The following is a 22926-nucleotide window of genomic DNA, read 5'->3' as shown; positions in this document are numbered from 1 at the left end:
TGATACCCTGCAGGCAGCGCCGCCAAACGGCCAAGGACAGCCCGAAAAACGCCCTTCTTTGGCGTTAGCGGCGCACTTTGGCAACCGGCACAGTGAAAATCTCGCTATCTGGACCTGTTTGTGAACCGCTTTATCTGAAAAATAGAACGCAGCCCCGGCAAGCGACGCCGGGGGAACGATGTTCTCTTTCACTATGACCTCGCCTCGCGGGTTGCCGATTTCGGTATGCCTCAGGCGTGCGGAGCATTCGCATGATGGACAGTCAGTCTGAAAAAACGCTTGTTGTTACCCCTGCTCATTCCGCCGTCGGGCATTCGGCTCAGGGCTGGATGAACGGTTTCCTCGGCATGATTATCTTCAGCGGCTCGTTGCCCGCCACCCGGGTGGCGGTGCTGGAGCTCGATCCGCTGTTTCTGACGGCGATCAGGGCGGCGATCGCCGCTTTGCTGGCCCTGTGCGCGCTGTGGATCACTCGCCAGGCGCGGCCGACGCGGGCCGATTTGCCGCCGCTGCTGTTTGTGGCGCTCGGCGTGGTCATCGGCTTCCCGCTGCTGACGGCGCTGGCGCTGCAGCACACCACCTCGGCGCATTCGCTGGTGTATATCGGCCTGCTGCCGCTGGCGACCGCCGGTTTTGGCGTCTTGTGCGGCGGAGAGCGGCCCAAGCCCGCTTTTTGGGCTTTTTCGGGCATCGGCGCTGCGCTGGTGGGGGCGTTCGCGCTGAGCCAAGGGAGCGGCGGCGCCTGGCAGGGAGATGCGCTGATGGTCGGCGCGGTGCTGCTGTGCGGTCTGGGTTATGCCGAAGGGGCGGTGCTGTCGCGCCGGATCGGTGGCTGGCAGGTGATCTCCTGGGCGCTGGTGGTCGCCTTGCCGTTGACGCTGGTGGCGGCGTGGTGGGCGGCGCCGGCCACTTGGCCTGCCGTCAGCGGTGCCGCCTGGCTGTCGCTGGTGTACGTCTCGGTGTTCAGCATGTGGATTGGGTTTATCTTCTGGTATCGCGGCCTGGCGCAGGGCGGCATCGCCGCCGTCGGGCAGCTGCAGCTGCTGCAGCCGTTCTTCGGCCTGATGCTGGCGGCCTGGCTGCTGCAGGAAACCGTCCAGCCGATGATGATCGCCGTGATGGCCGGCGTGGTGGTTTGCGTGTTCGGCGCCAAGCGTTTTTCCCGCTAGGCGCCGCTGCCGGCGCAGGCCAGGATCACTTCGCCGAGCCGTTTCACCGCCTGCTGTACCTGGCGTTCATGGTAACCGCCCAATCCCAGCACCAGACCCGGCTCACCGTGGCCGAGCGCATACATCGGCGACACCGCCCGCAGCGCCAACCCGGCTTCGTTGGCGCACTGGGCGACCCGCACGTCATCGAGATCTTTCCTCAGCCACAGCACCATGTGCATGCCCTGATCGCAGGGCTGCACTACCGCCAAATCGGCGGGGATATGCGTGTTGATCGCCTCGATCAGCACCCGGCGTTTCTCGGCGTAGACGCCGCGCATTTTGCGGATATGCCGATCGAGATACCCTTCGGCGATAAAGGCGGCCAGTACGTGTTGATCCGCGCTGGGCGGGTGACGATCCATCAGGATCCGGGCGCCGCAAAAGGCGTCGACCAGCGGCGGCGGCACGATGGCGTAACCCAGCCGCAGCGAAGGGAACAGCACCTTGCTGAAGGTGCCGAGATAAAGCGTCCGCTCGGGCGCCAACCCTTGCAGCGAGGGGAACGGGTGGCCGGCGTAGCGCATCTCGCTGTCGTAATCGTCTTCCACGATCCAGGCCTGCCGCTCTTTGGCCCAGGCCAGCAGGGCGCTTCTTTTCGCCATGCTCATCGGCATGCCCAGCGGGTATTGATGCGACGGCGTGACAAAGGCGGCGCGGGCGTCGGCGGCCAGACGCACGCCGGCGGCAACGTCGATGCCGTCGTTAGCGACGGGCACCCTGATCATGTGCCGATCGCGAAACAGGCTGTTAAAAAGGGCGGTGATGCCGGCGTAGGCGGGGTCCTCGACCCAGGCGCTGTCGCCGGCGTCCAGCAGGATCTGCGCGGCCAGATACAGTCCTTGCTGGGTGCCGGCGGTGATGAGGATTTGCTGCGGCGTGCAATTTACCGAGCGGGAACGGCGCACATAGTCGCAGATGGCTTCGCGCAGCGGCAACGCGCCCAGCGGATCGCCGTAGCCCGACGGGGCGCCGGGGTCGCGCGCCCGGATGCGGTTGCCGAGCCGCCGCCAGACATCGTCGGGCGCGGTATCGCCGATCGGCACCGAGACGGTGAACGGCACCGGCGGCAGCGCCCGCACCTGGGCGGCGAAGCGCGCCAGATGCTGCGCCTGTGAAGAAAGCGGAACCGCTACCGCCGAACTCGCCTGTACCGTGGCGCGTGGCGTGCGGCGCGGCGCCTGATAGTGGGCAACCCGGGTGCCGGAACCGGGCTGCGGTTCGAGAAAGCCTTCCGCCGTCAGCTGGGCGAACGCCTCCAATACCGTGCCGCGCGCCAGATTCAGCGCCGCCGACAGCCGGCGTGTCGAAGGCAGCAGATCGCCCGCTTTCAGATCGCCTTTGTGGATAGCCCGGCGCAGGGCCTGCGCCAGCTGGTGGCTTAGCTGCCCCGCCTGGCGATCGAGCTCGCCCAGGGCGGGAACGTCAACGACTTGGGCTGTTCTGGGCATGCATTCCGGCTCGCAATCTATAGGGAAAATTAACGCTCAGAGTAGACCATTTTCGGCGTTAATAGCGGATATCTTTTATCATTTATTTGCTGTTGTTAAGTTCAGCGTTGGCTACACCTGAATGAGCGTAACGAAACGTTCGAAACTGTTTTAAAACTGGTCGCCAGATTTTGGGTATTTATTCGTAATATGCGGGGTAAATAACGGGAATCTCCTGCGGGAATAAGTAAGCATTAGCGGCCATAGGGGCATGGCTATCCGTGTGGGTGGTTTTGAGCGCAAACGCTGTCGCGTCCTGTGAAGTGAGCATTGAAGCAGGATTGATCATGTAGCGACAAGGAAAGGGGTAATACAAAGGGAAACGTTGAATTATCCCCCGTCAGTAACATGGTTATGCATTAACGGTGAGAATATATGCGAAGATTTTATCTCGACACCCAGATATTGAAATGTTCATAATTACAAAAATAATTTTTTAAATGATTTGATAAAATGTCGATTGCATCACGGTTTCATATTTATAGTCCTATTCTAAAAGTGAGTTTCACACCGCAATTTGTTTAGGTTCGTTTAATTTTATCTTCTGTCAAATGCCAAGAAAATCAAAAGTAAATATCATATGTAACAAATATTTTCCTATTTGATTGTTTTTTTATATTTTTTAAAATCAACTTGTTGCAATTATTTTGGTTAAATTATGACCATTGTAATCATGCGCAAATCTTTATAGTTTACAAATTGAATCATTTTGGTCTTTGAGTATCATTCTCATGGCATTATTATCCATAACTAATTACTTGACGTAATCATTCAGTTTGGTTTATCCATAATTATAACTATTTAGAGATATTAAATAGGCTAGATTATTTTAAATTTCAGATGAATCGTGGCAAGAGTGCGCGATCATGCTTTCCTCTGCATATGTCAGTTGTCGTAATGACGGTCTTTTGATTGCAAAGAAAAACGCCAGCTTTATTAAGAATCTGATGGCCAATCTTCGGGCTTTTTTTGATCAAAAAACATACCGGGATTTGAGCCTGAGTTTCTTTGGATTTTTACTGTTGAAGTTTAGGCGGAAAATATGGAAGGAGTTGTTATGAATGACAGAAAGCCTATTTTTGAAACCATTTCGACGTGGTCAACCCAACGACCGGCTAAGCGTGCAGTCGTTTTTGGCGAGCACACATTGAGTTATGCCCAGCTTGAATACCAGTCTAATCTACTAGCGCGCTATTTATTATCAAAATATCCGATGCATCCACGAGGAAGAATTGCCGTCTATCTGGAGCCAGGTCTAATGATGCCTGTGGTATTGTTGGCAATTCTCAAGGCGGGCTACACCTACATTCCCTTATCAGATTTTTTGCCTAACGAGAGAGTATTAAAAATTCTCGATGATGCTGCAGCCTTTTTGTTGCTGACCACGGTTTCCATCATGCGTAAAACGGGGATAGAAAAAAATTTCCCTTCTACGCTGGCGTTAGAGGATATCGTCTATGCAGATATGCCGGCTACGATAAGCCTGCCCGTGGTACAGAAAACGGATATCGCTTATGTGCTGTATACCTCGGGCTCTACCGGGTTACCAAAAGGGGTTGTCATTGAGCACGGGAATTTGAGTTATTACCTGGATTGGTTCAACCAAGCACTTTGGCCTGAAGCTCAGGCAGTATTACCGCTGACTTCAACCTTGAGTTTTGCAGCTGCGGTTACGCAACTTTATGCCCCTTTGCTGCGTGGCGATACGTTGCATATTTTACCTGCCAATATTTTGCATGAGCCTGAAAAATTGCTGACTTGGTACGAACAACATCCTTCAGGAGCGCTTTATTGTGTGCCGACGGTATGGGATGCGTTGCTGCACTACGATCGTCAAGTCGACGGCGCGTCGCGTTTACCAACAACCGTATTTCTTTCCGGTGAGCCGGTACCCTTTGATCTAAAAGAGAGAACCTTTGCGCAATGTCCAGACGCAACGGTGTATAACCTTTACGGTCCTACGGAAACGACGGCAAACGGCTCTTTCGCTCGTTTGGAAAAAGGGAAGGCGGTCACTCTGGGCAAGGCATTGCGAGGCAGTAAAATACTGATTGTTGATGATGACTGTTCACCTGTCAGCGGCGATCGGTGTGGGGAAATCTGTATTGTTGGGGAAGGTGTGGCGCGCGGTTACCTCAATCGCGATACATTAACTCACCAACGTTTCTTTACGCAGGAAATCGATCATGCGTGCTATCGTGGCCATCGAACCGGTGATTTGGGAAAATTCAATTCGCATGGCGAGATTGTCTATCTGGGCCGCATCGACCGCCAGATCAAGATAAATGGAGTGCGAATCGATCCGGAAGAGATTGAAATCGCCTTACGTGAAGATTGCAGAATTAGACACGCCTTGGTGCGGAAGACAGAGGAAAGCACGGGAGGCATACGATTGATCGCTTACCTGGTTCCGGAATCTGAGGGAACTATTTCGGCAAACGAAATCAGGAATTTTTTGCGTTTGACGTTACCGGCAGCCATGATTCCTTCGCACTTTATTTTTGTCGAAACCATGCCAAAACTTCCTAACGGAAAACTGGACCTCCAGCGATTACCCCAACCCGTTCCATCACGCCCTGCCCTGAGCTATGCTTTTCGTCCCGCCGCCAACGAGTTGGAACAAGAGCTCATTGATATATTCCAGGAGGCATTAGGTTTCTGTGAATTAGGCGCAGATGATAATTTCTTTGATCTGGGTGGCGGTTCGTTGCAGGTGATTCAGATAAGGCAATTAATTAAGCGCCGATTATTTAGCGATATTGATTACACCTTGTTTTTCGATAATGCAACGCCTCATCTGCTATCGTTTATCGTGCCTTACTATGCCAATGATACTGACCCGGTTGTGCTTGGAAATGATTTTACGCCCCCGTCTATTTCTAGTGAACAGCGCTATTTTTTAACTTTAGATCAAATCAGTCCGGCGCCTGGTGCTTATCAGATTGCGTTTAGGTTGACCTTCGGTGGGCCGCTGGATATTTCCGCCATGGAGTGGAGTATTCAGCAGATCTTGAAGAATAATCCAGTATTGCGCAGTTGTTTTAATCTAGACAACGTTAGTTGCAGCGAGGGAGAATATCCCGCGTCGGACTTGAAGATCGTGCGCCTGGAGTGCGCGGCGGAGATCTGCACTTTCGATGAGCTGAGCGACGAAGGGCTGTTGGCCGCCGCCGGCGTACCCGAGATGGATCTTGAACTCATGCCGCTCATTCATATGCGGTTCATGTCCTTATCGGCGAGCCGGCATATTCTCTTGCTACAGGTCCACCACACCGTATTTGACCATGACTCTATCGGTTTGTTCTTCAAGCAATTCATTGCTTATTTTCAGGCCTACCGCGCGGGCGATCGTGGCTTTAGGCTAGGCCAAGGCAAGAGGTATCGGTACTATCGTTGCTGGCAACAACAGTGCATTCAGTCGACGCGTTACCCGCAGGAAAGAGCATTTTGGCTGGAAACTTTTGCTCATTACGTCCATACCGGCGCAGATGCTTCCCTGTTCTCCCCCAGAGATACGTCGGAGGGGAAAAATCTGTGGTTTACGATCTCGAAAGCGTTGACGCAATCGCTCATAGCCTTTGCGAGAAGCCGCCAAACCACGGTTTTTGTTTGTATGCTGACGGCATTCAATGTGTTGCTAAATACTTTTACGCGTTATCGTCATGTGCCTATTGGCATCCCTGTCTCCAATCGTATGCTTTATGAAGAAACCTCGCTGTTGGGTTGTTTCGTAAATAGAGTGACTTATTACGATAAGTACAGCCCCGAAGAGGATATCGGATTACTTTTGGAGCGTTGTCGAAAAAGAGTGCATGGGTTATTGGAAAATCAGACGATACCTTATGATATTTTGAATTGTGACATTCGTGCACAGGGTTGGATGGATATATTGTATGCACCGGTCTGTTTTAATTATTTAAGCGCGATGCCATCGCCGGTCAATTCTGGTGGTGTTGATATTGACGTCAAAGCGGTAGAAAGCGATTTCGCAAAAGTAGATATGACATTTTCTATCCATGAAGGAGAATGTCTAAATATTTGCTTTAACTATCATATGGCGGCGATAAAAGAAGATGAAGTGATTCGGCTGTCAAAAGAATATCTCAGGATAATTGAAAGAATGACTCTTTGATGTGTCCTGTTTTTTAGGGGATATTTTTTCAAACAATTCAATATAAATTAGAGGTTCAGATCATGGTATCTGAAGAAGTTATTCATGCTAAATTTAAATGGCAGAGTAACACCACGCCGGATTTAGTGGCGTTGCGATGTGAAAATAATACACTGACCTATCAAAAGTTGGACCAATATACGGATGCATTGGCGGAGCGATTAATTAGTCATGGGATAAAGCCAGGCGATATCGTCGGCGTCTACCTGAATAAGGGAATGGATCTGGTTATCAGTTTATTAGGAATACTCAAGGCAGGCGCCTGCTATTTGCCATTGGACCCGTATTATCCTGTTAACCGTTTGGCATACATGATTGACCATGCTGGTACGAGGCTGGTCATTACGAGCGGTGTTCTGGATCAGGCGTTGAAAGACGCCTCCCAGCGTTGCGAATGGTTGGACATCACGTGCCTGGACCTCACTTTACCCTTGGCATCGGTTTTGCCGAAAGTCAGTGGTTCCGATCTCTGTTATGTCATGTATACGTCCGGATCAACCGGTAAGCCGAAGGGGGTGATGGTCAGTCATCGCACGGTTGTTCAGTATCTGGAATGGATGCAGGCTGCATTCAGTCTGTGCCAGCATGATGTGGTACTGAACCAATCCAGCTTCAGTTTCGATGTTTCTGTCTGGGAAATATTTTGGCCTTTGATGACTGGCGCAAGCTGCGCCCTGATCGATGAGGAAATGAAATATGATCCCCTGCTAATGGCAAATTTCATTCGCCGCCACCGGGTTACCGTTGCCCAATTTGTACCCACTGCGTTACGTATTATCGTTGATGCTGATGTGGTGGGAGATTGTCGGACTTTAACGCATATTTTCGCCGGTGGCGAAGCGCTGTCGCAGAGTTTGGTCGACGATTTGAGCCGTCAATTCTCCGGACAGATCCACAATCTGTATGGGCCGACGGAAGCGACTATTTTTGCCTGCCACTGGCCGTGCTTGCCAGAGCAGGGAGACGGCATGGTTCCCATAGGACGGCCGATTCCCCATGCACGCGCCTATGTGTTGGACAACGCGCTTAAACCTGTTCACCCCGGAAACTGCGGTGAGCTTTATTTGGGCGGCGACATTCTGGCCAAGGGGTATCTGCATGCTGAAACGTTGACACTCGAGCGTTTCGTCAAAGATCCTTTTATCCCGGGCGAAAATCATAAAATGTACCGAACCGGCGACTTGGTCAAATGCCTTGATGACAATGTCTTGGAATTTATCGGCAGGGTTGATGATCAGGTAAAAGTTCGTGGGCATCGGATTGAACTGGCTGAAATCGAAATGCATTTGCAGGCTTTGCCCCAGATATCGCACGCCGCCGTTATTGTAGAGTTCAACCAAAATAATAAAATGCCAACGCTATCTGCATTTTATGTTTCTCGTCATCAACAGCCTGTTAATGTTCAGGAGGTAAAGAGCGCTTTGGCGAAGTCTTTGCCTTTCTTTATGCTGCCTTCCAGATTTATTTCATTGGATAAGATGCCTATTCATCCAAATGGCAAAGTCGATAAATCTAACCTTCGTTCGCATGAAAATAAAGGAGAGAAAGAGATGGTTGATATAAAAGGCAAGATGAGTTCTGATATAGAAGCGCAAATCATTTCTGTATGGAGAACGGTTCTAAAAAATAAGGAGCTATCAACGAAGGATAATTTCTTTGACGCTGGAGGTAATTCGCTATTAATGTCTAAAGTACATAGGGAAATAAAAGATAAGTTTCCCACGCCCATTACCATTATGGATTTATTCCAATACCCAACCGTACAGATGCTAAGTCAACGCATTGCAGAGAAAAATGCTGAGCTATTAGGAAAAAACAAATAATTTATTAATTTTAATTGTGCTACACATGGTGAGGTAAAGATGAAATATCAAACGACGTGCCGTGATAAGGATATCGCTATCGTGGGAATGTCTGCGCGCTTCCCGGGTGCAGAAGATAAGGCAATGTTCTGGAAAAATCTGCTAGATGGTGTAGAAACGATCAGTACGTTCACTGAAGAGGAGCTTAGAGCCAGCGGCATTGAAGAGGAAATGATCGCCTCGTCAAACTATATTCGCCGCAGAGGCATCTTGGGTAATGCGCAGTATTTTGACGCCAATTTCTTCGATATCACGCCGCGTGATGCGGAAATTATGGATCCTCAACATCGGGTATTTTTGGAATGCAGTTGGCATGCATTTGAAGATGCGGGTTATGTACCCAGTACCTATCCCGGTAAAGTCGGCGTCTTTGGCGGAACCGGTACTGCGTGGCATTTGAATAAAGTCAATACGCATCCTGATGTGCAAAAGTACGTGAGCGGTGCTTCAGTGGTGACCAATAACGATAAGGATTATGTTACCACCAGGGTGTCGTACAAGCTGAATTTGAAAGGGCCCAGCGTTAATGTGCAAACGGCGTGTTCTACCGCGATGGTCGCCGTGGTGATGGGTATTAATAGTCTGTTGAATGGGGAAAGCGATCTGATAGTCGCCGGTGGCGTTTCCCTCGATACCCCTGAACGCCGTGGCTACCAATACATGCAAGGCGGAATGGAGTCCGCGGATGGGCGTTGTTATGCTTTTGATTCTCGTGCCAATGGCACCGTATTCAGTCGCGGAGCCGGCGTTGTTATATTGAAGCGCTTGAGTGACGCATTGCGTGATGGCGACCATATCTATGCGGTATTGAAAGGCGGGGCGATTAATAATGACGGCAATATGAAGGCGGGTTATACCGCGCCAAGTATCGAAGGCCAGATTTCGGTGGCGAAACAGGCGTTCGACAACGCGCAAGTTCATCCGGATACCATCAGTTTCGTCGAAGCGCATGGCACCGCGACTGCGTTGGGGGATCCTATCGAATTCACTTCGCTCAGCCAGACGTTCAGTGAATTTACCGACAGAAAACAATATTGCCGGCTGGGTTCGGTAAAAACGAATATCGGGCATACGGATGCCGCTTCCGGTATGGCAAGCTTAATTAAGGCGTCATTGGCATTGGAGAAAGGGGACCTTCCTGCTTCACTGCATTATATTTCACCAAATCCCAATATTGAATTTGAAACCAGCCCGTTTGTGATGAATACCGAATTGAGCAAACTGGCGAGTTCTGACGAACCGCATCGTGCATTGGTGAATTCGTTTGGCGTAGGGGGGACGAACGCCTGTGTCATTCTTGAGGCTCCGCCGCGAACGGAGCCAAACACTCGCCATGATGGCCTGGTTATGCTGCCATTCTCGGCGAAGAGCCGAACTGCGTTGGAAGTGATGAAACAACGTATGCATGATTTCTTGGTTGAAAACAAGGACGTCAATCTTGGCGATGTTGCCTACACGCTACAGGTGGGCCGCCAGTCGTTTGCGCACAGCACGGTCGTCGTAGGACAGGATCGTGAAACGTTACTGGAGAAATTGAACCAGCCGTCTGCCAATATTTCAACGTTGACGAAAGGCGATAAGGCCGTGGTGTTTATGTTCCCCGGCCAGGGCAACCAATACATCAATATGGCCCGTGAGCTGTACGTCACTTACCCGAAATTCCGCGAAGTGATGGATCGCTGCTGTCGCTATTTGGACCCGATCTTGGGCGTAAATTTATTGTCGATAATTTTCCAAGGCGACGAAGGATTAAGAAAAAACCGTATTAATGAAACCCAGTTTACGCAACCTGCGTTATTTATTGTCGAATACAGTCTGGCGCAATTATGGATGTCCTGGGGGATTAAACCCGATGCCATGATAGGCCACAGCGTTGGCGAATATGTCGCAGCGTGTATTGCCGGCGTGTTCTCCCTTGAAGATGCGCTGCGCGCGGTGGCGTTACGCGGCAAACTGGTACAAGCGCTACCGGCTGGCGCAATGCTTGCCGTGCTGATGGATGAAGAGTCGCTGCGTCAGCGGTTACAGGGCGACAAATTGGAGATTGCCGCCGTGAATTATCCGGGGCTCTGCGTGGTCGCCGGCGATTTGGATGAGATTGAGGTATTCCAACGGCAGCTTGAAGACAACAATGTGTTTTGCAAGCATCTGGATACCTCCCATGGCTTCCATTCATACATGATGGAACCGGCATTGCCTGCTTTTAAAGAGGTCATTGACGGCATTGAATTGCACGCTCCAAAAATCCCATTCGTCTCTACGGTGAGTGGCGATTGGATAACCGATGCGCTGGCCACAGACAGTGATTATTGGGTGAGACATGTGCGCAATCCAGTGCTGTTCTCTCACGCATTCAAAACGTTGATGTCTGAAGAAAATCAGCATTATATCTTCCTGGAAGTGGGGCCAGGCCGTTCTCTTGAATCGGCCGCGAAGCAGCATTTCAAGGCGGATGAAAGCGCGTTGATTTACTCTTCGCTGCCTACCGCGAAGGATGTGGAATTAACGGGAGAATATTTACTTACCTCGCTGGGATGCCTGTGGGCCAGCGGTGTAACAATCTCCTGGGCTCAATTTTACGGTGATGAACATCGCCGCCGGTTGCCGTTGCCGGGCTATCCTTTCGAACGTAAGGAATTCAAGCTGCCGGCGCTGAAGCGAGGAGCCGAAGGAGGACAGAGCGCCAGTTCCGTCAGCGCTCTCAAACGCAAAAAAGCGGAGATTGGAGAATGGTTTCACATGCCGGCCTGGAAACGCACCATTCCCGCCAGGTTCATGGCAGGTAGCCGCATCGATCCAGACTCGGAATGTTGGCTGCTGTTCGTGGACGCCATGGTTATCGCCGAGCATATTCAAAGGCAGCTGGCAGAAAGCGCACAGCGCGTATTGACCGTCTGGCGCGGCACTCACTATGAGGAGGATGCGGCGAACGGTTGTTACGTTATCGATCCCTCTAAACGCGAAGACTACGTTCGTCTGCTGAAAAGTGTGAAGAACCTGGCGTTGCGCCCCACTCGCATCATTAATATGTGGAACCTTTCTGCCGATAACGGCGCACCGCAGTGCAACGGTGATGGCTATGCGCTGCAGGTCGACGCATTTTACAGCCCTCTTTATTTGCAGCAGGCATTGGTCAGTGAAAACCTGCTGGAAAACCTACACCTCTTGTTTGTGACTAACAATATTTTCAATGTGACGGAGGAACGGCTGTATTCACCGCAAAAAGCGTTGGTCGTTGGGCCTGCGCGCGTCTTTTATCACGAGTATCCCGAAGTGCGGTGCCACGTTGTGGATGTGGATTTATTCGGCTACGCGGCGCCCCATGATTTAGCACAGCAATTGATTGACGAAAGCCATATCGATACACATGGCAATCTGGTGGCTTATCGCGGGCGCAACCGTTGGGAGGAAGATTATCAGGCTGTTCATCTGAAGCAAGATGATACGGGAATTGCTGCGGAGTTGAAGGATGAGGGTGTCTACCTGATTACCGGCGGTTTGGGCGGTCTGGGCATGTTGGTTGCGGGCCATGTGTCAGAGGTCAGCAATGCGACTTTGATCCTGACTTATCGCACCGAACTGCCGCCGCGCGATCAATGGCAAGCGTGGCTGCAGCAGCATTCGGTGGACGATTCGGTGAGTGAGAAAATCGCGGGGGTTTTACGGCTGGAAGAACGCGGAAACACCGTGCATCTTGCGCAGGTTGATGTCTGCGATTATGCCAGTATGCGCGATATGCTGGCCGGGTTTACCCGCATAGATGGCGTTTTCCATACCGCGGGGATTGCCGGCGGCGGAATTATTCCGCTTAAAAATGACGCCGATTGTGCCGGCGTGTTGAATCCCAAAGTGAACGGCAGTTTGATTTTGGACGAACTGCTTAAAGATAAGCAGCCTGATTTCTTCATTCTCTTCTCTTCGATCACTTCGATTGTCGGCGATGAGGCGCGCATCGATTATTGCGCGGGCAATGCGTTTATGGACGCTTTCGCCCATTACCGTAACCAGCAACGTTCTGGGCATACGGTTTCTCTCAACTGGGGCAAGTGGGGGGATATCGGTATGGCGGTGCGCTGGAGCAATCATCTGATTGAGCAAAAAAATAATAAATCTGCACAGTTTGAAGAAGTAGAAGGCGATTTGTTGACGCTGATTGGCCGTGAGGGAATGCAAGAGCGTTATCGGGTCAACCTGGCGGTGCAAAAAGACTGGGTCATTGATGAGCATCGCTTGACGCATCAGCCGTCATTGGTCGGCGCGACGATATTATCGATGCTGTACGAATGGATGAGCCATTTCAAACCTCAAGAGAGATTGCAGGTTAAGAATCTGCTGTTGACGCAACCCATCATTTATCATCATGCCTGGCCGCGCAACATGCAGTTGCTGGTCACCGCAGAGAGTCATGGTTACAAGTTTAGCCTGCAAAGCAGAGGCCTGTTGGATCTGACCTGGCAGGAACATGCGTTGGGTTTAGTCAGCTCAAAAGTGGCTGAGTCAGAGGGGGAACCAGCATCGCTTGAGTCTATTCGCCAGCGCTGTACGAAAGCATTGGCATACGAGCCGCTGGAGTGCGAGCTGGGCAACGCCAATACTGGCGATGTATTCCTTTCGCTGAGCCCGCGTTGGGACAATCACCAAGACATTTTGCAAGGGGAAAACGAATGGTTGATGCATAAAGTCATCGGTTCCGATTTCCATGACGATTTTGCGCGCTATCCGTTCCACCCGGCGATGATCGACGCCACGGCGATCCGCTGCCTGACTTATATCACCCAGGAAAACTTCCTGCCGATCAGTTACGGCAAAATAACCTACCACTCGCCGCTGGAAACGGATTGCTATGCACACCTCAAGCTGAAGGGGCCGTATCAGCATACGGACAATGCCATTACGATGGATATTATCTTCCTGTCCCATGCCGGTGTGCCGTTATTGACGTTGGAAAATTACACTCTGATTAAAATGACCAAAGTCAATCAGGTGGTGGAGTCGGACGAGAAGGCGGCGCCTGCGGCGGTGAAAGTCAATCTTGCAGACAAGGATATTTTGTTCAATGAAGGGCTCGATGCGCTGAAACGCCAACTGGCGCATTTGGAATTTGAACAGTTGGTTATTGTCACCAGTGACCTTGGGCAACTGATCGATGAATCTATCCCGGCTCAAAATGAAACCTTATTGGCGAATGAAGAGGAAAAAGTCGCTGATGGCCATGTGCGGCCCGTGTTGTCTGTGGAATATGTGGCACCTGAAAACGACATCGAGAAGGAAATCGTCAAAGTTTGGCAGTCCATCCTCGGTATTTCTGGGATTGGCGTGAACGATAATTTCACGGAACTCGGCGGTAATTCACTGTTGGCGGTTCAGGTTGTGTCGACGGTATCAGGTATTTTTGAAATTGATATTCGCGTCGATCTGTTTTACCAAGATCAGACCGTTAAAGGATTGTCAAAACTGATCCTTGCTGAGTTGGAAGTATTGCTGCAAGGCGAATAACCCGGCTCCCCCCAGGTGCGAGCCTGGGGGAAACCACGTAGGCAAACATGCCAATCAGGCAAAAGCGGGACTTGATGATGACTAAAATCAGTAGCGCCATGCTCAAATCGTTGAGTTTGGATGAGTTGAAAAAAATTGCTAGGGAGAAGAAAGCGCAAGCGGTGTTGGCTTCCGGTAAAATCATCAGAAAACAAGCTGACTCGGCCAGGCGGCACTTCCCTGTGACCGGTTCCCAACGCAGTATTTGGGTATTGGATCAGTATCTTGACGACGGTAAGGCGTACAACAATCCTTATGCCGTCACTTGCCGCGTCGAACATGACATCGACATGGGGGGGGTGAAAAAGGCGCTGACGTTTCTGACGAAAAAGCATGACATTCTTCGCACCACATTCAACGTGGTGGAAGGCGAACTCTGCCAGTGCGTGAGTGATGAAGTCCTGTTCGATTTCCACTATGACGATATTTTGTCTCTTCCTGAATACGAGCGTGACGAATGGGTAGAAAACGTTGCGCGTGAGGAAGGGCAGCGTTCTTTCGATTTGACGTGTGGACCACTTTCCTATTGGCGCATGATTAAAACCAATCAACATGAATATGTATTGTTGCTGACGTTTCACCATATTATCTCAGATGGCTGGACGGTCAGCTTGTTCTTTAAAGAGTTCATGGAGATGTATTTCCAAATCCTCCATGGCGAGACACCGCGTACAAACGATTTTCTGCAATTCTCCGACTATGCATTGGCAGAAGAACAGTGGTATGCCACGGCGGAATATCAAAAGGGTTTGGCGTATTGGGCTAAAAAGTTTGATAGCGCACAAGGCCTGCTTGAGATAACGACCGATCGCCCACGGCCAACTAAAATGAGCACCAAAGGCAGTATGGCAAGCCATACTTTTGATCGTGGCTTCACCCAGCGTTTGCAGATGCAGGCTGCACAGCTGGGCGCGACGCCTTTCCATATGATTCTTTCGGCCTATATGCTCTTGTTGCACAAATACAGCAACCAGCAGCAAATCATTATCGGTTGTCCTTTTGCCAATCGTAACCAACCTGAGACACAGAATATGCTGGGGTTGTTTATGAATACCTTACCCCTGAAACTGGATATCGTTCCGGAAGCGACGTTACGAGACATCATTGGCGACGTTCGTTCGGAAAGTGAACAGGCTCAGCTACATCAGGCTATTCCCCTCAATGATATTCTTGAGGAAATTGGCCATATCCGAAATCCGCAGGTTAATCCGCTTTTTCAGGCGGCGCTGACGTATCAGGTATTTCCTCATTTTCACAACAACACGTTGTTTACCTATAAACCGCTTAAAATCGATTATGGCGTATCCAAACTGGATCTAAACCTGTGGGTTGAAGAAAGCCGCGGTAGTTTACTGTTTACCTTAAACTACAACCCCGATTTGTTTAACCGCAGTACGATAACGCGCATGTTGAGCGATCTGCGTACGGTGTTGGAAGCGCTCATCGAACGGCCTCAAATAACCGTTCGCGATCTCTCATTGGTGACTCACGAGGAACGTCGCCACTTGCTGAGCGGGTGTAGACGCATGCTTGACGCCGTTCCCATGGCGGTTCATCGGCAGTTTGAGCGTCAGACCGAGGCTTTGGATGCCGATTCGGTGGCTGTGCGTTGCGATGGCCGTCTTTTGAGCTATCGGCAACTGAACGAGCAGGCTAACCGACTCGCGCACTGTTTGCTGGAGCATGGTCTGTTGCCGGGGCAGTCAGTGGCGCTGTTTATGGCCAAAAGCGAACGCTGTGTCGTGGCCCTGCTGGCAATATTGAAAGCCGGGGGATGCTATGTGCCTGTCGATATTACTTTGCCGATGGAACAGGTCGACTTTATTCTGCGGGACGCACAGGCGCGCTTCGTTTTGGTGGATGCCGGCTCGCCGGCGGTTTCACAGCCGACAATCTCGATTGACCAGTGCCACGGCGCCGCGCTGAGCACGAATCCCCAATTATTAACAATGCCGACAGACGCTCCCGCTTACATCATTTATACCTCAGGCAGCACCGGTAGGCCAAAAGGCGTCAGGGTCAATCATGTTCAGCTAAGCCGATATTGCCAGGCCATCGCCTCTGTCCTGGATCAACCTGCCGAGGCGCGATATGGCATGTTTTCCGCGTTCACTACCGACTTAGCGCATACCATGCTGTTCCCGGCGCTGATCTACCAGGGACAACTGGAGGTGATAAGCACCCAGCAGCTTAATGACCCGCAGGCCTTGTTCTCCTATCTGGAGAGTCATCCCTTGGACTGCATGAAGATCACGCCAACCCACCTGGCCGCATTGCTCATGTCTCCCCACGCGGGCGCGTTATTGCCACGTCGTCTTTTAGTCTTGGGCGGAGAAAGAGTCCCGGCGGCGTTAGTCAAACGCATACGTCAACTGCAGGCTGACTGCCGGGTGGTCAATCACTACGGCCCTACGGAGTGCACCGTCGGTGTGGCGACCTATACCTTGCCGGACGGTTCGCTGGATGATATGAGCGACTATTTGCCGGTCGGCAAACCTTTGGCCGACAGCCACGTATTGGTATTGGATCCTTATCAGCAGTTAGTCTCTATCGGCCTTCCTGGTGAGATTTATCTTGGCGGCGAGCATGTGGCTGCGGGCTATATCGGCTTAGAGGAGCAGAACCGGGCGCATTTCATCCCGCATCCTTATTTGGCGGGTGAGTGCCTTTACCGCACTGGCGACAAAGGACGCTGGCTGCCGGACGGAAACCTCGAGTTTTTAGGGCGCCTGGATCGTCAGGTGAAAGTGCGTGGCTATCGTGTGGAGTTAGCAGAGATAGAGCACGTATTGCAGCAGCACCCGACGGTCGTTCAAGCCGCGGTAAAACAGTGGCAGAACGGTGCGGGCGAGAGCCGGCTGGTGGCCTATTGTTGCGGCGAGGGAACGGCTCGTTGCTCGGAAGTGCGTGCGTTTTTGCAAAGCAAGGTCCCTCATTACATGCAGCCGGATCAGTGGGTTTGGCTGGACAGCTTGCCGCTAACGGCCGGTGGTAAGGTGGACTATGGTGCTTTGCCGCGCATGAACGATGCCATACCTCAATCGGTGCGAGAGCCGGAAGGGGACGTCGAACAACGCTTATATGCCATTTATTGCCGCGTGCTGCAACGCGAGCGATTGGATACGCGGGATGACTTTTTCGCGCTGGGGGGAAATTCGATTACCGCATTGAAGTTGGTGATTGAAATAAATCAGCATTTTGGCACAACCCTGTCTTTAGGACAGCTGTTTGAACACGGCAGTGTCGGCGAGTTGGCGGCCTTTCTGACGCAGGCTGAACGGCAAGTATTTTCGCCGTTGGTGATGCTGAATGCCGGGGTCGAGGAGGATAAACCGACGCTCTTGATGATTCATCCGGCAGGCGGCAACATCTTGTGTTATTACCCATTAGCGCGTGAGTTGGGGGCCGATTATCCGATCTATGGCCTGCAGGTGGCGAACTTCGGTGAAGATCAGGCCTACAACCACGATATAGAGGTGCTGGCCGCATACTATCTGCAGCAGGCGCAGGATATTGCGCAACGGCGAAATCTGGTGCTGGGCGGATGGTCCCTGGGGGCGACAATCGCGTTCGAAATGGCGCGTCAACTGCAGCATGCCGACGGGCGAACGCCAACGGTGCTGATACTCGATCAACCCGCTCCTCAGATACAGATTGATCGCGCCGCACAGATGAATGAATTCGAACGGCTTGCATACTTCGCCCGTAAGGTGGAGCGTTTTACCGGTGCGTCATTTGCAATCGCCGCACCTGCGCTGGCAGAGATGTCCGAAGCGCAGCGTTCATTGTTGTTCCTGCAGGAATTCAAGCGCGCAAAATTGGTTCCTGACAATATTAGCGCATCGCAGTTCCAGCATTTTCTGACGATTCTGCAGGCGCATATCGCTGCGACAGATAGCTATCAGGGCAAAGAATATGCCGGCAGGATCGTGGTTGCGGAGGCGGAGGAGATTCTGCCGGACCGCATTGCACAAGAGATACCCGGACTGGGTTGGGCTCGTCTGGCTCGCGGGGGGATGACGATAATAAGCGCGCCTGGCAATCACATCTCGATGATGAATCTGCCTCAGATAAGCCATACGGCCAGCCAGCTGCGGAAGATATTGTCATGAGCGCCGTTTTGACAACGGCCGCGACGCCAGCCGAAGGCGCAAGGGTCTCCAGGCGCGAATGGTGCGCTATTCTCGGAGGATTAATCGGCGGTTTTATGGCGATTTTGGATATCCAAATCGCCAATTCATCCATGAAAGTGATTCAAGGCGCGCTTTCTGCGACGCTGAATGACAGTTCCTGGCTGATGACGTCTTATTTTACGGCAGAGATAGTGGCAATTCCGCTTTGTGGTTGGCTTTGCCAGGCTCTGGGGACCGGGCGTTATGCGCTGTGGTGCATTGCCGGCTTTTTGGGGGCATCGCTGCTGTGTTCTGCCGCATGGAATCTGAGTTCCATGATCGTGTTTAGGGCGCTTCAAGGGTTCAGTGGCGGGGCGCTAATCCCCATTTCATTTCGCTTGATAATTGAGATCCTGCCATTAAAAAAACGGCCGTTGGGCATGTCGCTGTTTAGCATTATAGGGACTTTCGCGCCGGCGGTAGGGCCGGCATTGGGAGGCTGGTTGACGGATAATTTCTCTTGGCACGCCATATTTTATATCAACGCAATACCGGCTTTGTTGTCCTGGGGGTTGATTCACTATGCTTTAAAACACCCTGTTATTGACTGGAATATTATTCGTCGCGGGGACTTTGTCGGCATCATTTCGGTCATGCTGTGTTTGGGTGCTCTTGAGGTGATTTTAGAAAAGGGCGGTGAAGAAAACTGGCTAGAATCGAATATGATATGCGTGTTGGCGGTCATTTCCGCTGTTAGTTTCTTAATATTTATGTATGCCCAATTGACGCATGCACAGCCGCTTATCAATATTCGTTTATTTCGGGACTACAATTTCTCGTGCGCCATCTTGGTTTTTGCAATGTTGGGCGTAGCTATCTACGGTACGTTATTCTTGGTGCCGTATTACCTGACGATGGTACATGACTACAATGCTTCTGATATCGGTACGGTGGTGATCTGGATGGGGTTTCCTCAGTTAATCATCCTGCCTTTTATCCCGTTGCTTATTCAACGATATAACCAGAAGTATCTCATTTGCATAGGGTTTGTTGGTCTGGCCATCAGTGCCTTTATGGACTGTGCGATGGACGGCGACTTTGCCGGCCCGCAGATGGCCTGGTCCATGTTGATCCGCGCATTAGGCCAGCCCTTTATCATGGTGCCGCTTTCCTTGCTGGCTACCCGCAATATTCAGCAAAAAGACAGTGCCTCTTCGGCGGTGTTGATCAATATCTTCCGCAGTCTGGGAGGCTCTTGCGGCACCGCCATCTTAAGCACCTTTTTCATCACGCGCATTTATACGCATGTCGACGTCGTCAAGACGTCGTTGGTCACCGGCAGCAATGCCTTTGCCGGGTATCTCAATGACGTTAAAAGTCTGATGATCGCACGCGGTTTGGCCGTTGACGTCATGAGTATAAAAAGTACGGCTTTCGCGATACTTGGCAAAAGAATCGCCCGCCAGTCGGAAATCATGGCGTTTAACGATCTATTTCTGATTATGGGCGGAATGATGTTGGCAACCGCGTTGCTTGTGATGTTCTCTTCTCGCGATTTTCGTTTGCATGTCAAAAAAGAGGGTAAGGAATGAGTCAGCGCTCTATGACGATATGGCACTACCTGATGTCGCGCGATGCTTGCATTACTATCATTACCCCTATCGTGCTTTATAACATCGCCTTTTGGTGGGGGGGGGCGGGTTTTGCATTACTGCTCACGGCTATTTATTCAGGCGCAGTGGAAATATTTAACAAGCGTAGCGGTTCATTGTCGGTGATCGCATTAATTCTGGTTTCAGGCGTTAGTCACTATTTGTATTTACGCGGCTATGCTCCGTTCGCAATCAAGAAAGAAAATGTGTTTCTCGCGGTCAGCGGAGCATCTTCGGTGGTGGTGGTATTCGGCTTCTATTCTCTGGTAGGCAAGCCAATGATACGTACGCTGGCAGAACAGGCGATGCCAAGGTTGAAAGATATTCCCGTTTACGGTAGCGCACAATACGCACAAGTGTGGCACGAAGTATCATTGGCGTGGATCTCGGTTTTCCTTCTGAAAGCCGTCGGTGTATATGGCCTGTCAATGCGAGAGGATCTGCCCGTTGACACGATTATTTTTATTTGTGGTTGGCCACTGACTTTGTTGATGGTGTTGTTCAGTTTTTATTGGCCGAAATATCGTTGGACGTCACATTTGCGTAAAAAAGGCCGTTAAATCCTGGCCCACTGGGCTGGCGGTTGCTGATGTCGTAAACATGTATCTATGTAGTTAAGAGGGGGAAGAACATGAGTCAATTTGAGAATGCATCGATCGTATTGAACAGCCACCCTGATGGCGCCGCTACGCTGGAAAACTTCAGATTGGAGACCAGCTCGTTGAGGCCCTTGGAACCAGGAGAGTTTCTGGTTGAGAACAAATGGTTATCGATCGATCTCTATCTCCGGCCACGGCTAAATAAAAGTACCAAATACGTGAACCCGATAAAGCTGGGGGAAGTGATTCAGGGAGAGGCTATTGGGGAAATCGTGGCTTCGCGTAATCCTTTGTTTAACGTTGGCGATCGCGTATTCACCTTCTCCGGTTGGCAAAAGTATTATATCGGTGATGCTCAAAACTTCACTGTTCATCGTTTGCCGGAGACAACATTACCACCTTCTATTTTTCTCGGTGCGGTCGGGACGCCGGGCCGATCGGCCTATTTCGGTTTAAACAAAATCGCGAAGCCAAAACCGGGTGAAACATTGGTCGTTTCAGCCGCCTCGGGCTCGGTCGGCTCCGTCGTTGGGCAATTGGGTAAACTGGCGGGATGCCGCGTTGTGGGATTGGCCGGCAGCGAGGATAAATGCCGGTATGTCGTGGAGGAGCTGGGTTTTGACAGTTGCCTTAACTACAAGACTGCCGACCTTAACCGGGATTTGCGCGCCGCGTGCCCCCAGGGTATCGATATCTATTTTGAGAACGTGGGCGGCCGCGTATCACTGTTTGTCGCCAAGTTGCTGAATGAGGGGGCAAGGGTGCCTATCTGCGGTAATGCAGCCAATTACAATAAAGGCACTGATGTTGATGCATCCGGCCCGGCGGACTTTTTCTCTGCCCTGCCGGATGCGCCTGTAAATCGTTTCTTTTTGGTAACCGAATGGTTCAAAGACTACGCCGAATCAGATGCATTCTTGTTAAATGCGGCAGAGAACGGTGTGTTGAAATACCGAGAAACGATAGTCGATGGGCTGGAAAATGCGCCTCAGGCTTTTATTGATTCACTTAATGGAAAACATTTCGGCAAACAATTGATACGGATGTGCTAACGATAGGCTCTACTGTTGCGCATAATATGAAAATATTTTCAACCTGGATGGTGGATATTAAGCGTACATCATTCAGGTTGTTGGAATTCATCATGAAACATTCTAAAAAAATAGGTTTCCTTCTGCTCGTGTTACTGGTTTTGTCAGGATTTCTTTATTGGTTGCTTTATTGGCGCTACTTTCAAACCACCGACAATGCTTATGTGCAAGCCGACATTACAAACGTCAGCGCCCGCATCAGCGCGGTGGTGGTTAACTCTATGATTCGGGACAATCATCGAGTGAATAAGGGCGACTTGTTGGCTCAGTTGGACGACAGGGAGTTTGTTGTCGCGTTGCAGAAAGCAGAGGCGACTCTGGCGCAAAGTCGTGCGGCGTTAACGAATGCCCAGGCAAGTTATCAAATGCAAAAAAGTGCTATTGACGAGTTTCGCAGCGATGTGAATTCTGCTGCAGCCACTCTGCAGTATGCGCATCAGCAGTATCTCCGTTTTCAAATTTTGCAGAAAAAGAATTATGTTTCCAAGGGAGACATGGATAACGCCACATCCAGTTATCGCGTCGCAGAGGCAAAATACCACCAAACGCAAGCGAGCTTGAAAACACAAAGCGATAAACTCCAGGTCTTGCAAAGCGAAATTGAGCAAAGCCAGGCTAATGTTGAACAGGCTCAGGCAAACCTGGAACAGGCGAAATTGACATTGAGTTACACGCGGATTATTGCGCCTATTGATGGGGTAATCAGCAACCGTAGTTTGCAAGTGGGTATGATGGTTCAGGCGGGGCAGTCCATTGCCAGTATCGTCTCCGGAGCGGCTCCATGGATAAGCGCCAATTTTAAGGAAACGCAGAAAGCACGTATGCGTAAAGGATTGCCTGTGGAGGTGAAAGTTGATGCGTATCCAGGGAAAATATTTCATGCCAGGGTGGATAGTATTTCACCGGCTACAGGAGCAACTTTTGCTTTATTACCACCAGATAATGCGACAGGGAACTTCACCAAAATTGTCCAGCGCGTCCCAGTAAAGATTGTTTTTGACTCTCCGCAACAAATAGACAGCGGCCTTTCGGCCTCTGTTACGGTAGATACGCGGGGATAGCGCCGGGAAATATGGAAATCCGCCTCGACAAGGGATGTTACAACGCGGTCTGTGCCGGAATGACGGCAAAGCTATAATAGTCATCACCATAGCCTGTTCATTCATTGGGTGGTGGTTCTTATATCGGTAAAAAGGCGTCGCGTTT

10 protein-coding genes are annotated in these 22926 nt (G+C 51.0%); 9 read left to right on the top strand and 1 reads right to left on the bottom strand.

Annotated elements, in window-relative coordinates; translation table 11 throughout:
• The first annotated feature begins 254 nt into the window (after positions 1 to 254).
• Positions 255 to 1169 (top strand): DMT family transporter, encoded by a 915-nt coding sequence (locus J9788_RS21640; RefSeq protein WP_182265735.1) that lies wholly within the window; start codon positions 255 to 257, stop codon positions 1167 to 1169.
• Here J9788_RS21640 and J9788_RS21635 read toward each other — a convergent pair.
• Positions 1166 to 2659: a PLP-dependent aminotransferase family protein gene (locus J9788_RS21635; RefSeq protein ID WP_182265691.1), complete on the bottom strand. Its 1494-nt coding sequence runs from the start codon at positions 2657 to 2659 to the stop codon at positions 1166 to 1168. The two genes, J9788_RS21640 and J9788_RS21635, sit on opposite strands and share 4 nt — an antisense overlap.
• A gap of 1096 nt (positions 2660 to 3755) precedes the next feature.
• Between J9788_RS21635 and J9788_RS21630 the strand changes: the two genes are divergently transcribed.
• The 8 genes from J9788_RS21630 to J9788_RS21595 all read left to right on the top strand — a co-directional run bounded on the left by J9788_RS21630 (position 3756) and on the right by J9788_RS21595 (position 22781).
• A complete protein-coding gene (locus J9788_RS21630) occupies positions 3756 to 6830 on the top strand; it encodes an AMP-binding protein (RefSeq protein ID WP_046898664.1) in 3075 nt (1024 codons plus the stop codon).
• Positions 6831 to 6892: 62 nt separating this feature from the next.
• A complete protein-coding gene (locus tag J9788_RS21625) occupies positions 6893 to 8692 on the top strand; it encodes an amino acid adenylation domain-containing protein (RefSeq protein ID WP_046898665.1) in 1800 nt (599 codons plus the stop codon).
• A gap of 39 nt (positions 8693 to 8731) precedes the next feature.
• Entirely contained in the window at positions 8732 to 14227 is a 5496-nt protein-coding gene (locus tag J9788_RS21620; RefSeq protein ID WP_046898666.1) for a type I polyketide synthase, read from the top strand.
• Between the two features lie 74 nt (positions 14228 to 14301).
• Positions 14302 to 18378 (top strand): amino acid adenylation domain-containing protein, encoded by a 4077-nt coding sequence (locus J9788_RS21615; RefSeq protein WP_227414673.1) that lies wholly within the window; start codon positions 14302 to 14304, stop codon positions 18376 to 18378.
• A complete protein-coding gene (locus J9788_RS21610; RefSeq protein WP_182265692.1) occupies positions 18375 to 19970 on the top strand; it encodes an MDR family MFS transporter in 1596 nt (531 codons plus the stop codon). Before J9788_RS21615 ends, J9788_RS21610 begins: the two co-directional genes overlap by 4 nt.
• Positions 19967 to 20590, top strand: a complete 624-nt coding sequence (locus J9788_RS21605; protein ID WP_182265693.1) for a hypothetical protein — start codon at positions 19967 to 19969, stop codon at positions 20588 to 20590. The genes J9788_RS21610 and J9788_RS21605 overlap by 4 nt, the downstream gene beginning before the upstream one ends.
• A gap of 71 nt (positions 20591 to 20661) precedes the next feature.
• Entirely contained in the window at positions 20662 to 21681 is a 1020-nt protein-coding gene (locus tag J9788_RS21600; RefSeq protein ID WP_182265694.1) for an NADP-dependent oxidoreductase, read from the top strand.
• Between the two features lie 92 nt (positions 21682 to 21773).
• Positions 21774 to 22781 carry an HlyD family secretion protein gene (locus tag J9788_RS21595; protein ID WP_033638614.1) on the top strand — a complete coding sequence of 336 codons (1008 nt, stop codon included), beginning with the start codon at positions 21774 to 21776 and terminating at the stop codon, positions 22779 to 22781.
• The last annotated feature ends 145 nt before the right edge of the window (positions 22782 to 22926 follow it).

Origin of the sequence: Serratia sp. X10 (assembly GCF_017811775.1) — a bacterium.
GTDB classification, from domain to species: Bacteria; Pseudomonadota; Gammaproteobacteria; order Enterobacterales; family Enterobacteriaceae; genus Serratia; species Serratia ureilytica.
This window is presented reverse-complemented; position numbering and strand designations above follow the sequence as displayed.